12 protein-coding genes and 2 pseudogenes are annotated in these 13,579 nt (G+C 58.1%); 10 read left to right on the top strand and 4 right to left on the bottom strand.

What is annotated here, in order from left to right:
• Positions 1 to 5: 5 nt before the first annotated feature.
• A pseudogene (locus KBY08_RS01695) lies at positions 6 to 683 on the bottom strand (DNA topoisomerase); the annotation flags it as partial.
• A 1,071-nt stretch (positions 684 to 1,754) separates the two neighbouring features.
• Here KBY08_RS01695 and KBY08_RS26630 point away from each other — a divergent pair.
• The 5 genes and pseudogenes from KBY08_RS26630 to nadA form a co-directional block, all read left to right on the top strand.
• Positions 1,755 to 2,810, top strand: a pseudogene (locus KBY08_RS26630) (methyl-accepting chemotaxis protein); the annotation flags it as partial.
• Positions 2,796 to 3,668, top strand: coding sequence for a methyl-accepting chemotaxis protein (locus tag KBY08_RS26625; RefSeq protein WP_374754964.1), 873 nt, complete (start codon positions 2,796 to 2,798; stop codon positions 3,666 to 3,668). The pseudogene KBY08_RS26630 and the gene KBY08_RS26625, both read left to right, overlap by 15 nt.
• A gap of 387 nt (positions 3,669 to 4,055) precedes the next feature.
• Entirely contained in the window at positions 4,056 to 4,322 is a 267-nt protein-coding gene (locus KBY08_RS01685) for a cupin domain-containing protein (RefSeq protein ID WP_011267084.1), read from the top strand.
• Between the two features lie 54 nt (positions 4,323 to 4,376).
• On the top strand, positions 4,377 to 4,958 hold the full coding sequence (locus KBY08_RS01680) for a DedA family protein (RefSeq protein ID WP_116830440.1): 582 nt from the start codon (positions 4,377 to 4,379) through the stop codon (positions 4,956 to 4,958).
• Between the two features lie 315 nt (positions 4,959 to 5,273).
• Positions 5,274 to 6,332: a quinolinate synthase NadA gene (gene nadA, locus KBY08_RS01675; RefSeq protein ID WP_024639930.1), complete on the top strand. Its 1,059-nt coding sequence runs from the start codon at positions 5,274 to 5,276 to the stop codon at positions 6,330 to 6,332.
• Between the two features lie 78 nt (positions 6,333 to 6,410).
• On the opposite strand, the gene KBY08_RS01670 is transcribed toward nadA, so the two are convergent.
• Positions 6,411 to 7,844 carry a M48 family metalloprotease gene (locus tag KBY08_RS01670; RefSeq protein ID WP_024659515.1) on the bottom strand — a complete coding sequence of 478 codons (1,434 nt, stop codon included), beginning with the start codon at positions 7,842 to 7,844 and terminating at the stop codon, positions 6,411 to 6,413.
• Between the two features lie 140 nt (positions 7,845 to 7,984).
• On the opposite strand from KBY08_RS01670, the gene KBY08_RS01665 reads away from it, so the two are divergent.
• Positions 7,985 to 8,236: a sulfurtransferase TusA family protein gene (locus KBY08_RS01665; protein ID WP_003317380.1), complete on the top strand. Its 252-nt coding sequence runs from the start codon at positions 7,985 to 7,987 to the stop codon at positions 8,234 to 8,236.
• A gap of 34 nt (positions 8,237 to 8,270) precedes the next feature.
• A complete protein-coding gene (locus KBY08_RS01660) occupies positions 8,271 to 9,341 on the top strand; it encodes an AI-2E family transporter (RefSeq protein ID WP_011267087.1) in 1,071 nt (356 codons plus the stop codon).
• Positions 9,342 to 9,407: 66 nt separating this feature from the next.
• On the opposite strand, the gene KBY08_RS01655 is transcribed toward KBY08_RS01660, so the two are convergent.
• Together KBY08_RS01655 and KBY08_RS01650 are read right to left on the bottom strand one after the other, a co-directional pair.
• Positions 9,408 to 9,881: a peroxiredoxin gene (locus KBY08_RS01655; RefSeq protein ID WP_003317382.1), complete on the bottom strand. Its 474-nt coding sequence runs from the start codon at positions 9,879 to 9,881 to the stop codon at positions 9,408 to 9,410.
• A 9-nt stretch (positions 9,882 to 9,890) separates the two neighbouring features.
• Complete coding sequence (locus KBY08_RS01650; RefSeq protein WP_003368263.1) at positions 9,891 to 10,454, bottom strand: glycine cleavage system protein R; 564 nt, start codon at positions 10,452 to 10,454, stop codon at positions 9,891 to 9,893.
• 325 nt (positions 10,455 to 10,779) lie between these two features.
• On the opposite strand from KBY08_RS01650, the gene dapA reads away from it, so the two are divergent.
• The 3 genes from dapA to KBY08_RS01635 are packed head-to-tail and all read left to right on the top strand — an operon-like array spanning position 10,780 to position 13,554.
• Positions 10,780 to 11,658 carry a 4-hydroxy-tetrahydrodipicolinate synthase gene (gene dapA, locus KBY08_RS01645; protein ID WP_003317384.1) on the top strand — a complete coding sequence of 293 codons (879 nt, stop codon included), beginning with the start codon at positions 10,780 to 10,782 and terminating at the stop codon, positions 11,656 to 11,658.
• A gap of 18 nt (positions 11,659 to 11,676) precedes the next feature.
• Positions 11,677 to 12,795 carry an outer membrane protein assembly factor BamC gene (gene bamC, locus KBY08_RS01640; protein ID WP_003415598.1) on the top strand — a complete coding sequence of 373 codons (1,119 nt, stop codon included), beginning with the start codon at positions 11,677 to 11,679 and terminating at the stop codon, positions 12,793 to 12,795.
• Positions 12,796 to 13,554: an MBL fold metallo-hydrolase gene (locus KBY08_RS01635; protein WP_011267088.1), complete on the top strand. Its 759-nt coding sequence runs from the start codon at positions 12,796 to 12,798 to the stop codon at positions 13,552 to 13,554.
• Positions 13,555 to 13,579: the final 25 nt, after the last annotated feature.

Raw genomic sequence — 13,579 nt, 5'->3', positions numbered from 1 at the left:
ACCTATTTCGCCAAGAACGATTGTCCTGCAGTCCATAGCTGAACCTCGACACTCCAGAACGGTTTGGGTACGAAGTTTGAGATATCCCGGTCGCCGTCAACCACCAGCCGAAGGGGCGGTGCTTGAACGCTTCCGACGGAGAGCACACCGGTATACTCGGACTGTCGGCCCAGCAAGGTGAAAAGCCGCGAAAAAGTTCATGCCGGTGAGCCGGTCCGCTCTGGAGCGAGCGCGGAGAGATACAGCGGGTAGGTTTCAGAGCCTTGTTTGACGCTGTTGAGTGCCTGGTGGATGGATGCTTCGTTGAGCGCTGACAGCCAAAGCCTTTGAATCGGTCCCCGGTGCCCACAATAGTCGATCAGCGCGCGATCATCTCCCGCGGTCAGCGTCCGTCGCAATCACGAGCTCGGTGGCCTGCTTGAGTAGTTGCTTGACGATCTTGAACTGATCGGCTGTTTTCGGCTTGACGAGCACTTTCCATTCCGCAGGCAGGATTGTAAGTATGTCCAAGCTCCAGTTTTTCAGGCGCTCTCCATAGGCATCGGGAGGAGCTGTTTTCAGTAGGTGTCCGCCCCCCCCCCCAGTTCACGGCCACACCATTGCCTTTGATGCAGCCGTCACCTCGTGTTTTGGCTCCGAGCACGGCGGCGATGTCTTTACCTCTCGCACAGATACAAGCGCATAAGTAGCGCCCGTTCATCAATATGCTACCTCCGACGGATTCTGGTACAAGGCTCGGACACGTTTCGCGGCGGCCGGCGCTGCATCTGAGATGAGATTCGTAGCATGTAGATGGATGCCGAGATGGAGCGCTGGCAGCACCTATTGCCCGAGCCGGTACATGAGCGCTTGCGGCATGAATCTATGGACTCGGATCAATCGCCTGCTATCAAGGTGAAATGGGACGCGTATTGCGGTCTATGCCGGGAGGATTGATCTCGCTTGAGGAAGGCGGGCGCTGACCCACGGCGGCGCGCTGTTCCGGCATCTGGCTGCGGTAAGATTGGCCGTGTAGTGGTTTGTCAATATCAATAACCCGTGTACCCGCCGGGCTTATCAGATCGCCCTGCAGGACTTCTGCAGTTTCGTCGGCTCGGCCTAGGCGTTTCGCGCCGTGGCGCGCTCAGTTGGATTTCTGATTCGTCCGATATCAAACTCATTGCCCGCGCTTTGGTGTCGTATGCGCTGATCGTCTTGCCATAGCCAACGGCAAGCGTGCCTAACGACAACAGCGTCCATTAGGTCTTTTTAAAATCGGTGCGTCAGAGAGGACAAATAATGCAAGTGCTCTGTTCGATAATAAAGTTAATTATTCGCTGCCTCTCTGTGTAACTCATTATTATGAGTTGTGGATTTGGGGTTGCCAGGCGTGCGCCGAGACGAATTTTAGTCGTCCGTTCGTCGACATGCGTCAAAAAAATTATAGAAAATGAAAAGAGTGACGACATAGTGGCTTATAGCCATGGAGCGGCCTTTTATCTTTAGTTCGAGACCCTCGGTTATGAACAGGCTTATCCTGCCTCGGCACCTCTTTGTCCAGAAAACACATACAGTTCGAGTATTTACTCAAGTACTTCAATGGCCCTCCGGATGACGCCGCAGTGAGTTCAGATCTGTGACGTGACCTTTTTACCGAGCGTGTCGAGGGTTTCAGCAGATTCACATTATCAATTCATCCTGATGCGTATCGGACTCTATGTTCCGCTACCTGTCCGGCGGACTTTTATTTTCAAAAAATCAATGAGTAAAGATATATGTCCAGCGCAACATCTGGTGTGTTAAGTAATATGACGGTTCGGGCGAAGCTACTGGTGGGTTTCGGACTGTTGATTTTAATGATTTTGTTAATGGCTTATACGGGAAAGGATGCCACCGATACGTTGAAGCGTCGGGCTGAACTGTCTGGGGATATTGCTCAATTCAGCTCGATCGCCCGAGACATGCGTATCGAGCGTTTGGTTTATTTTTTAAAAGCGGATGATGCACAGGCTTCAAAGTGGTTGGAGGCACTCGAGCGGACGGAGCGTCAGCTGGTGAGCATCTCGCCCCGTTTCAAAACAGCCAATAACATCGCGCTGCTCAAAGAAGCCCAAACGACGATGCAGCTTTACCGTGGGTTCTATACTCGATCAGTCGAGGCTACTCGAGAGCGTGAGCAACTGCGGACCCTTGCCGGCGCTTCGGGCGAAACGATTAACGGTTTGTTGCTGAAGATCGCAGAAGCCGCCAACGACGAGAGCGGGAATGCCGCGGATCGTCAGAAACTCCCTGCACTGTTTATCTCTGTCCAGAAGATGCGAACCGCGTTTCGCTCTTATACGGCATCCCCGAGTAAAAGCGGGGAAGACACTGTCCGTCAGGCAATAGCGCAGGTGGTGGCCAGTATCGACACGCTCAAAGATACCAGTTTGCCCCGTGCTGACGTTCAAGCGTTGGCGGCAGGAATGGCCACCTATAGCGGGCAACTGGAAACATTAGTTGCCGCTCAGGCCAAAGTTGATGAGGCTCAAGGCGGTATCACAACGTCGATCGCCACCATTCTTGGCATTACGGACAAGATGACGGCTATCCAGAATGAGTTTCGTGCCTCCGATGCAGAGAAAGCACAGGAGAAGATTTTGCTCTGGCTGGGCCTTTCTGCTCTCTTGGGTGTTCTTGCGGCCTGGTTGATTACTCGATCAATTGTTCATCCACTCAAAGAGACTGTTGAAATCGTTGAAGTCGTTGCAGAAGGGGATTTTACGTACAAAACGCAAGTGACTCGAAATGATGAGTTGGGCGCGTTGCAGGGCAGCATGCTGCGCATGACGTCCGGGCTCCGAAGCTTGATTGGGGAAATGAAAGAGGGAATCGTGCAGGTGGCAAGCGCGGCAGAGCAGCTTTCAGCAGTAACCGAGCAGACCAGTGCGGGCGTGAACGCGCAGAAGCTGGAGACTGAGCAGATTGCCACTGCGATGCAGCAGATGACAGCCACTACTCATGAGGTATCTCGTAATGCAGCCCAAGCCGTAAATACTGCGCAAATCGCCAGTCAGTTGGCCCAGAAAGGTGGGCAAGTCGTTGACAGGACTCGTTCCCAGATAGAGACCCTGGCGCGTGAGATGAACATGACCAGAACAGCGATGGCGGCGCTTAGAGGGAATACTCAGAGCATCGGTGGCGTGCTGGATGTGATAAAAACGGTGGCTGATCAGACAAACCTTCTGGCGTTGAACGCGGCCATTGAAGCTGCGCGTGCCGGGGAGGCAGGACGTGGTTTCGCTGTCGTCGCGGACGAGGTAAGAGGCCTGGCCGTGCGCACCCGCACGTCGACAGACGAGATCGCGCTGCTTATAAACGAACTGCAAACCAGTACCGATCATATGGGCCAGGTTCTAGAGCAAAATCTGGCACTGACGGACAGCAGTGTCGAACTGTCTACGCAAGCCAGCGAAGTGCTGCAGAGTATTACCGCATCTGTTCATGAGATTGAGGTGATGAACGAACAGATCGCCGTTGCTACTGAGCAGCAAAGTAACGTCGGTGAAGAAATAGGCAGGGGCGTCACGAATGTCAGGGACATTTCAGACCAAACAGCCGCCGCCAGTGAAGAGACAGCGACATCGAGTGTTGAATTGGCCAGAGTCAGCGCCAGACTGCAGGAGATGACCAACCGGTTTAAAGTCTAGCCTGAAGGTCTGGCCCAATGCGTTTGTGGCTTGGGTCAGGCCTCAACAAGACCAGATCGAGTTCATACCGCGTTGCGGCACTCAGCCGCCATGCATGGGCTGCCGGTACGGCTGAAAAGAGCGGCCGCACAAGAGAATTGGCTATCTACAAAGACGAGTACCTATCGAGTCATCCGGGCGACGGGGGGGGGAGGTGGGACTGATCTGAAGCAAGCGTTCAAAGCGTCGGAAAACTTATTGAATGTTGCTCCCAAGGGGTGATCTATAGGGGCGGCGTTTTTGAATATTGCGAGGCTGTAGCAATTGTCGTGGTGGGTGGTCCCGGCGCCGCCATTCCGGGCGTCGATTCGGTTCAGCCCCACACCAAAAGATTCAGGAAAAGTAGACATGGAAAAAGAGGCTTTTTTGCAACTGCTGGCTGCCGAAGGGTTCGGCACCGTTGTTGAAGTCGAGCGCGAAGCGTTTGGTACGCTGGACTCGCATGCCCACAACTTCGAGGCGATGGCGCTGGTCCTGCACGGCAGCCTGGTCATCCATAAATCTGATGGCGATTTCACCTACAACTCAGGAGATATTTTTCACCTGGAATGTAACCAACCCCATTCGGAAGTGTTTGGTGAACATGGCGTACGGTACTTGGTGGGAAGAAAGTGACGAAGCTGGCATTTCAGCCTGGATTCATGTGATGTCAGACGTACAGGAAAGACCATGTTCGAACATCTTGACCTCAACGCGCTGATCGCCGCCTACGGCTATTGGGTCATTTTCCTGGGCTGTTTGCTGGAAGGCGAAACAGTGTTGATCCTTGGTGGGATGGCTGCGCACCAAGGTGCTCTGCAATTACTGCAAGTGATCGGCTTGGCCACGTTGGGCGGTATGCTCGGCGATCAGTTGTTATTCTGGACCGGACGTTATTCCGGGGGCCGCCTGCTGCCCAGACTCAAACGTCACCAATCTGCCATCAAGCGGGTCGAGGGTCTTATCCAGCGTTACCCCACGACCTCCGTATTCGCTGTTCGCTTCCTCTACGGCATGCGCCTGGTGGGGCCTATGGTGATAGGTGCAAGTGGCCTGTCACCCTGGCGTTTCGCCCTGATCAATGTGCTGAGTGCGGCAGTCTGGGCAACCCTGTTCGTCTGCGCCGGCTATTGGGCGGGGGAAGCGTTACAGCATCTACTCGGCGACCTGAAGCCCTATCGTCTGCCGATCTTCCTCGCGGTGGTAGCACTGGTGATTCTTGCTGCGTTGGTGCGGTATGTGCACCGCCGATCCAGGGCAACGGATCGTTGAGACGGTGGCGTCGGCATGCAAGGCTGTAGCGCGCCTTGCCGACGTCGAGGTCGACAGCCAGTACCGGGCTTTCCGTGCCCTCGGCAAGCGGTCTTCAAGAACGCTTCTCATCGCTGCCTGCTGAGCCAGAAACAGCTGTTAAATCAGTTTTTTGGCGCTAGAATCGGCGCGCCTTAAGAAGTCTGGCCGATATCCACCGGATATCAGCCATAAGCCTTTGTACAGATGGCGCAGCCTCTGTCAGGCTTTTTTTATTGCCTGTATTTCGGGTGTAAACTTGCCTTTCGCGCACTGGCGCTTTCAGGTCCCGTGAACATGACACAGATCTCCGAACGTTTCCTGGTGCAGGCGCATCTCGATGCCAAACAGCCCAGGACGTTGAGCCCGGCAGAGCAGGCGCGTTACCGTGCCGACATTGCTGAGGAACTCAAGAAGCAGGACGCCGTGCTGGTCGCTCACTATTACTGTGATCCGGTTATCCAGGCGCTGGCCGAGGAGACCGGTGGCTGCGTGGCCGACTCCCTGGAAATGGCGCGCTTCAGCAATAACCACGCGGCCAGCACTGTATTGGTGGCGGGTGTGCGTTTCATGGGCGAAACCGCGAAGATCCTCAACCCGGAAAAACGCGTGTTCATGCCGACGCTCGAAGCCACCTGCTCGCTTGACGTGGGTTGCCCGGTCGACGAGTTTTCCGCCTTTTGCGACCAGCACCCGGAACGTACCGTGGTGGTGTATGCCAACACCTCGGCAGCTGTCAAAGCCCGCGCGGACTGGGTGGTGACCTCAGGCTGTGCGCTGGAAATCGTCGAAAGCCTGATGGACAACGGTGAGAAAATCATCTGGGCGCCAGACAAGCACCTGGGTCGCTACATCCAGCGTGAAACCGGTGCCGACATGCTGCTGTGGGACGGTGCCTGCATCGTCCACGAAGAGTTCAAGTCCAAGCAGCTCGAAGACATGAAAGCCCTGTACCCCGAGGCGGCGATTCTGGTTCACCCGGAGTCGCCGGAAGCGGTCATCGAACTGGCTGACGTGGTCGGCTCGACCAGCCAGATGATTGCCGCAGCGCAACGCCTGCCCAACAAGACGTTCATCGTCGCCACTGACCGGGGCATCTTCTACAAGATGCAGCAGCTGTGCCCGGACAAGATCTTCATCGAGGCGCCTACGGCCGGCAACGGCGCGGCGTGCCGGAGTTGTGCACATTGCCCGTGGATGGCGATGAATACGCTTGAGCGCACCTTGCAGTGCCTGCGTGAGGGCAGTAACGAGATATTCGTCGACCCGGCGCTGATCCCCAATGCTGTACGCCCCTTGCAGCGCATGCTGGACTTCACTCAGGCAGCACGCTTGCGACAGGCAGGCAACGCCTGACAGCGGTCATGAAAAAGCCCGACTGAAGCGTCGGGCTTTTCATTCGGGCCATATCGGGCGTCTTGCGACGCCGGACGATCAGTTCATCATGTCCTTGACCATTCGTTCCTGCTCGATCAGATCCTTTTGCCGCGCATCGATACGTGACGCCAACTGAAAATTATTGGCCGCACGGCGTTTGGCGAAGTCCAGCTGCTGGATCGCCTGACGGAAATCACCGACCAGCGCAAAGTATTCAGCGCGCGCCTGATGCAGGCCGATGGTGTTGCCATTCAGGCCACGGGTTTCCGCCACGACGTACCAGATGTCCGGATCATCCGGGCGGGTCTTGAGCAGCGCTTCAAGGCTTTTCTCGGCTTCGGCCGTGCGGTTCTGCTTGAGCAGCACGTCGATACGCACGTCATTGAGCGGATAATTGCCGGGGTACAGCGCCAGCATGCGATCGACACGCTGCTGCGCATCGGCCAGGCGGTTATTGGTGATGTCCAGGTCGATCTGCGTCAGGTTGTAGGTAATGTCATTCGGCGCTTTTTCGAGCAATGGCTTGAGGGTTTCCCTGGCCTCGTTCAGTTGTCCGCCCTTGATCTGCGCGATGGCCAGGCCATAGCGCGCCGGATCGGATTTCGGGTTTTCAACCAGTTGCGCACGGAAGCGTTTGGCGGCAATGCCTGGGGTTTCTTCGTAGATCAGCGCCACGCGGGCGCGCATCAGTTGGTACAGCAGACTGTCTTCCTTGCCGCCCGGTTTGGCCTGCTCGGCACGGTTGCGTGTGTCGGCGATCCGCGACTCACTGACCGGGTGAGTCAGCAGAAACTCCGGAGGCCTGGCGTCGAATCGATACTGGCGCATGAGGCGCTCGAACATGGTCGGCATGTTGCGCGGGTCATAACCGGCCTTCTCCAGGTTGAGAATGCCGATGCGGTCGGCCTCCTGCTCGTTCTGGCGCGAAAAGCGCCGTTGTTCCTGGATCGCGGCAGCCTGTGAGCCGGCGATGGTGGCGATACCCGCGTCACCGGCGCCTGCGGCTGCCATGACGATACCCGCCAGCATCGCGGCCATGACCGGCACCTGCATGCGTTGCTGGGCCTCGATGCCCCTGGCGAAGTGGCGTTGTGACAAGTGAGCCAGCTCGTGAGCCAGTACCGAGGCATACTCACCCTCGGTCTGAGCGTTGAGAAACAACCCGCCGTTGACGCCGATGATGCCGCCGGGTGCGGCAAAGGCGTTGAGCTGCGGGCTGTTGATCAGGATGAATTCAAGCCGCCGGTCCTGAACCTGACTGGTCTCGGCAAGGCTGTAGACCGAAGTCTCGACGTAGTCCTTGAGTTGCGGGTCCGACAGCTGCGCCACCTGGCCGCGCAGCAACCCCAGCCACGCACGGCCCAGACGGTGCTCCTGTTCGGGGGAGACAATCGAAGAGCTGGCGTCACCAAGCGAGGGGAGGTCATCCGCCATGCCGTGTGTAGCGAACAGGCAAGCGAGGGTGAGCAGTGTAGGACGCAAAAAATTCATGCATGAAGCTCTGGTCAGAAGAACCTGTACTGTAGCTGGCTCAATGGCGTGCTGACCAGAGTGAGGTATTCTTGCCGCCTTGTTCGTCCTGCCTTTTCGGACCTGCTTTGTAATTCGATGTGTCCGCCTGGAGATAAACGATGTCTGACGCTGTAGTGCGCCCCGAGGCCTGTGACGCCGAACTGGATGCCAGTGGTCTCAACTGTCCGCTGCCCCTGCTGAAAGCCAAGATGGAGCTCAACCGCCTGGCCAGCGGCGCGGTGCTTAAAGTAATTGCCACCGATGCCGGTTCGCAGCGCGATTTTCGAACCTTTGCCAGGCTCGCCGGGCACGAGTTGCTGCATGAAGAGGTCGATGCCGGCATTTATCGTTACTGGCTGCGCAAGGCCTGACCCACTGCCGCGTTTTTTCCGAAAAGGATGTTTGATGTTCAATGTGCTTCGCAATTGGGTGCAACGCTACTTCTCTGACGAGGAGGCGGTGGTCCTGGCGGTTTTGCTGTTTCTGGCGTTCACCCTTGTCCTGACGCTGGGCGGCATGCTGGCGCCGGTCCTCGCCGGTCTGGTGCTGGCGTTTCTGATGCACGGGTTGGTCAGTGCCCTGGAGCGCCTGCGCATGCCCGAAATGGCCGCCGTCGGTCTGGTGTTCACCCTGTTCATCGGCGTATTGCTGGTGTTCCTGCTGGTACTGGTGCCACTGCTCTGGCACCAGTTGATCACTTTGTTCAACGAAGCCCCGGGTATGCTCGCCAAATGGCAATCCGTGCTGCTATTGCTGCCCGAGCGTTATCCGCACTTGGTGTCCGACGAGCAGGTGCTGCTGGCCATCGAGGTCGCCCGGGGTGAAGTGGGCAAGATCGGTCAACTGGCGCTGACGTTCTCGATCTCCAGCCTGCCGCTGCTGGTCAACCTGATGATCTATCTGGTGCTGGTGCCGATTCTGGTGTTCTTCTTCCTCAAGGATCGGCACATGATCGGCCGCTGGGCGCGTGGCTATCTGCCGCGTGAGCGCGCTTTGATCAACCGGGTGGCGGATGAGATGAAGCGCCAGATTGCCAACTATATTCGTGGCAAGGTCATCGAGATTTTTATCTGTGGTGGCGTGACCTACATTGCTTTCGCCGCGCTCGGGCTCAATTACGCAGCGTTGCTGGCAATGCTGGTCGGCATATCAGTGGTCGTGCCCTATGTCGGCGCGGTAGTGGTCACCGTGCCGGTGGCGTTGATCGGTCTGTTCCAGTGGGGCTGGGGTGACCAGTTCATCTACCTGATGATCGCTCACGGCATCATTCAGGCACTGGATGGCAACGTGCTGGTGCCGCTGCTGTTTTCCGAGGCCGTCAATCTGCACCCGGTGGCAATCATCTGCGCCGTGCTGCTGTTCGGCGGGTTGTGGGGGTTCTGGGGGATCTTCTTTGCTATTCCGCTGGCCACGCTGTTCAAGGCCGTGCTCGACGCCTGGCCGCGCAATGAGCCGACGGTAGCCCCGTTGCTTTGACGCGATAGCCGCGACAGCAGGGCTGAATCGCTGCGGCACCTTGCGCGCCGCAGCGGGGCACGCGGATCAGCCTTTGTTCAGGGCTTCGGCCTGCGCCAATACTTCAGCCACATGGCCCGGCACTTTCACGCCGCGCCATTCCTGACGCAGTACGCCTTCCTTGTCGATCAGGAAGGTGCTGCGGTCGACGCCCAGGTATTCCTTGCCATAGAGCTTCTTGAGCTTGATGACGTCGAACAGCTGGCAGACGGCTTCGTCCTTGTCCGAAATCAGCTCGAACGGGAAAGACTGCTTGGCCTTGAAGTTTTCATGGGTCTTCAGGCTGTCGCGGGAAACACCGAGCACAACCGTGTTGGCTGCCTGAAACTGCGCGATATGGTCACGAAAGTCCTGGCCCTGCGTGGTGCAGCCGGGCGTGTTGTCTTTCGGGTAAAAATAAATCACCACCTGCTGACCCTTGAGCGCAGACAGCTCGACAGTCTGTCCGCTGGTAGCGGGTGCCTGAAAATCGGGAACCGGATGATCTACTGTGACAGTCATGAGGACTCCTTACATGGGGGCTTGTGGGCGCCAGGGTTCGATCAGTGCGTCCAGATTCAACGCGTCGGCGAAATCGAGGAATTGATCGCGCAGCCAGCTGATCTGCGTCCCGGCAGGCAGTGTCACCGTGAACGTGGCGTTGAGCATGGTGCCGCCGGTCTGCGGAGCCTGATAGGTGTCGCAGATCAGGTTCTCCAGCTCGACGTTGTGGTCGATGAAGAACTGGCACAGCTCATTGATGATGTCCGGGCGGTACGCCGAGCTGACGTAGGCCACGTAGGGCAGGGCCTCAGGACGGTTCTCAAGAGTGGCGCTGCGCACGACGCTGGTCGTGAACGCATGCTTCTTGGAGAGACTCGCCAGGCCGGTTTCAAGGCGCGCCAGAGCGTCCCAGCTGCCCGACACCTGAAGAATCAGCGCACTGCACTCGCCGTGGCGGGTGAGGCGCGAGGTGACGACCGAGCAGCGGTTTTCATGGCTGGCGCGGCACAGGACGTTGGTCAGCTCCATGGGGTTTGCGCCAAGGGCACTGATGACAAGGAATTGTTCGCGAACTGTGGGGGTGGACGACATGCAGCATTCCTAGACGATGAGCGGTCGGTACTTTTTCGGACTTGCGGGGCTGTTTCGACAATCGATGGCGCAAGATTACTTGCCGGGTCCCTCGGCGCCTGGCTCGCATGGATATACCATGACTGGGCTGGAGTGCGCTGGGGCGGGGCTTCTGGCGACAAATTCGACCGATTGAGCGAGGTGCGCAGGTGACCAGTACCGATCAAAGGACGAAGGGTAGCGAAAACCATCGCTCAGGGGAATGCTCAGAGCGCGGTACTTCGCTTGTACAAGGCTGATAGCGCCAGTACCATTACGGCTCTCTTTTTCCGGCAGGAGCGGTTGCATGATTGCGGGCAGTATGGTGGCACTGGTCACACCAATGGATGCACAAGGTCGTCTGGACTGGGACAGCCTGAGCAAACTGGTTGACTTCCACTTGCAAGAGGGCACCCACGCCATTGTTGCCGTAGGCACCACCGGTGAATCGGCGACGCTGGATGTGAACGAACACATCGAAGTCATCCGCCGGGTGGTCACTCAGGTTGCAGGTCGCATTCCGGTCATCGCCGGTACAGGCGCCAATTCGACGCGTGAAGCGGTCGAACTGACCACCAACGCCAAAAATGCGGGTGCCGACGCGTGCCTGCTGGTGACGCCTTACTACAACAAGCCGACTCAGGAAGGCCTGTTCCAGCATTTCAGCCACATCGCCAATGCCGTCGACATCCCGCAGATCCTCTACAACGTGCCGGGCCGTACGGCCTGCGACATGCTGCCAGAGACCGTTGCGCGTCTGTCGACGGTAAAAAACATCGTTGGTATCAAGGAAGCCACCGGCAACCTGCAACGCGCCAAGGACATCCTGGCCAGCGTCAGCAGCGATTTTCTGGTGTACTCCGGCGACGACGCTACAGCAGTCGAATTGATGCTGCTGGGCGGCAAGGGCAATATTTCCGTCACCGCCAACGTTGCACCGCGCGCCATGAGCGATCTGTGCGCAGCGGCCATGCGTGGCGATGCGCAAACGGCCCGGGCGATTCACGAAAAGCTCATGCCGCTCAACAACACCCTGTTCATCGAATCCAACCCTATCCCCGTGAAGTGGGCCTTGCATGAAATGGGTCTGATGCCAGACGGTATCCGTCTGCCGCTTACCTGGCTCAGCGAAGCCTGTCATGAACCGCTGCGTCAGGCCATGCGCCAGTCCGGCGTCCTGGTTTAATTGAGGAAGTATCACGCAATGAAGCGATTGGCCGGACTTTCCGCACTTGCTCTTATTATCTCCAGCACCAGCGGTTGCGGTTGGCTCTGGGGCGAAGATGGTTACTTCCGTGATCGCGGCAGCGATTACCTCCAGGCGACCCAGACCCCACCCATGCAGTTGCCCGCCGATGTCAGCGGCGTCAAGCGTCTGGATCCTTTGCTGCCGATCCCGCGTAACGTGGCTGACAGCACCCAGAAAGACGGCGAGTACATCGTGCCCCGTCCTCAGCCGCTGGGCACGACTTCCGAGTCGAGCGACTTCAGCCTGCAGAAGAGTGGTGATGCGCACTGGATCCTGGCGCAGCGTCAGCCCGCCGAAGTCTGGCCGGTGGCTCATCAGTATTTCGAAGACAACGGTTTCCGTATCGCTGAAGAGCGTCCGCAGACCGGCGAATTCAGCTCCTCGTGGCAGCGCCTCGATGAGCTGTCCGCTTCGGTGGCCAAGCGCCTGAGCGCTGCTGGTGTCTCGGCCGACTCGGAAACCCGTGTACGGGTTCGCATCGAGCCGGGCGTGCAGCGCAATACCAGTGAAGTCTACGTGGTCAGCGTCGAGCGTCCTGCCGGCAGCACTGCCGACGTGGCCTTCCCGACGCGTACCACCAACCTGGGCCTTGATGCAGCACTGACCGACGATCTGCTGGCCAGCATGGGCCGCAACGCCGAGAAGGGCGGTTCTATTTCCCTGCTGGCGGCACGTGACTACGACACCCCGAGCCGTGTTGCCTTGAGCGAAGACGGCAGCGGCAACCCGGTCTTGAACCTCGGTGCCGATCTGGACCGCGCATGGTCGAGCGTTGGCCGTGCGCTGGATCAGGGCGACTGGCGTGTCGAGGACATCAACCGCAGCCTGGGTCTGTACTACATCAACCTGGCTGAAAAGGCCAAGACGCCTGAAAACGAGCCTGGTTTCTTCGGCCGCATGTTTGGCAGCAAGTCGACCAAGGAAGAGATCGATGCCCGTGCCGAGCGCTATCAGGTCCGCCTGAGCAAGGTCGGTGACAACGTTCAAGTGACCGTCGAGAAGAACATCAACACCGTTGCACCTGCGGATATCGCACGTCGGGTGTTGAGCGTTATTCAAGACAACCTGGGTTAAGTGCGTTTCGCGGTTCTCGGCAGCGGCAGTCGTGGCAACGGCACGCTGGTCGCAAGCAACGATACGTACGTACTGGTCGATTGCGGTTTCTCCCTGCGGGAAACCGAGCGGCGCCTGGCTCGTCTGGGCGTCTCGGCAAGCCAGCTGAGCGCCATACTGGTGACCCACGAACATGCCGATCATGTGCATGGCGTGGGTTTGCTGTCGCGGCGCTACAATGTGCCGGTCTACCTCAGCAGCGGGACGTTGCGCGGAATGCGCAAGCCGGTGGAAATTGCCGGCCTGCTGGCAGGCGGGGAGAGTCTGCAGATCGGCGCACTGGACATCGACGTGGTGTCGGTCGCTCACGATGCGCTTGAACCGACGCAGTTCGTCTTCAGTGACGGCAAGCGCCGCTTCGGCCTGCTGACCGACCTTGGCTCTTACTGCTCCAACGTATTACAGCGTTATCAAGGCCTGGATGCCTTGATGATCGAGGCCAATCACTGTCGCGACATGCTTGCCCGAGGCCAGTATCCGGTCTTTCTCAAGCAGCGCGTTGGCTGTGAAACCGGTCATTTGAACAACCATCAGGCCGCCAGCCTGGTGAGCGAACTGGGATGGCAGGACCTTCAGCACTTGGTGCTGGCGCATCTCAGCAGCAAGAACAACCTGCCGCATCTGGCCCGGCAATGTTTCGTCGACACCCTCGGGTGCGACCCGGACTGGCTGCAACTGGCCGATCAAGATTCAGGGCTCGACTGGCGACATATCGCCTAGCCCAACTACTTAGCAAGCGGAGCCC

It is taken from the genome of Pseudomonas sp. P135, from assembly GCF_020312125.1.
GTDB lineage: Bacteria > Pseudomonadota > Gammaproteobacteria > Pseudomonadales > Pseudomonadaceae > Aquipseudomonas > Aquipseudomonas fragariae.
The sequence above is the reverse complement of the archived record's forward strand: the minus strand, read 5'-3'. Positions and strand labels throughout refer to the sequence as shown.

What these genes read in the sequence shown, in the direction of transcription:
- KBY08_RS26625 (WP_374754964.1), top strand. Translation starts at nt 2,796, where the DNA reads ATGCTGCGCATGACGTCCGGGCTCCGAAGCTTGATTGGGGAAATGAAA.
- KBY08_RS01685 (WP_011267084.1), top strand. Translation starts at nt 4,056, where the DNA reads ATGGAAAAAGAGGCTTTTTTGCAACTGCTGGCTGCCGAAGGGTTCGGC.
- KBY08_RS01680 (WP_116830440.1), top strand. Translation starts at nt 4,377, where the DNA reads ATGTTCGAACATCTTGACCTCAACGCGCTGATCGCCGCCTACGGCTAT.
- nadA (WP_024639930.1), top strand. Translation starts at nt 5,274, where the DNA reads ATGACACAGATCTCCGAACGTTTCCTGGTGCAGGCGCATCTCGATGCC.
- KBY08_RS01670 (WP_024659515.1), bottom strand. Translation starts at nt 7,844, where the DNA reads ATGAATTTTTTGCGTCCTACACTGCTCACCCTCGCTTGCCTGTTCGCT.
- KBY08_RS01665 (WP_003317380.1), top strand. Translation starts at nt 7,985, where the DNA reads ATGTCTGACGCTGTAGTGCGCCCCGAGGCCTGTGACGCCGAACTGGAT.
- KBY08_RS01660 (WP_011267087.1), top strand. Translation starts at nt 8,271, where the DNA reads ATGTTCAATGTGCTTCGCAATTGGGTGCAACGCTACTTCTCTGACGAG.
- KBY08_RS01655 (WP_003317382.1), bottom strand. Translation starts at nt 9,881, where the DNA reads ATGACTGTCACAGTAGATCATCCGGTTCCCGATTTTCAGGCACCCGCT.
- KBY08_RS01650 (WP_003368263.1), bottom strand. Translation starts at nt 10,454, where the DNA reads ATGTCGTCCACCCCCACAGTTCGCGAACAATTCCTTGTCATCAGTGCC.
- dapA (WP_003317384.1), top strand. Translation starts at nt 10,780, where the DNA reads ATGATTGCGGGCAGTATGGTGGCACTGGTCACACCAATGGATGCACAA.
- bamC (WP_003415598.1), top strand. Translation starts at nt 11,677, where the DNA reads ATGAAGCGATTGGCCGGACTTTCCGCACTTGCTCTTATTATCTCCAGC.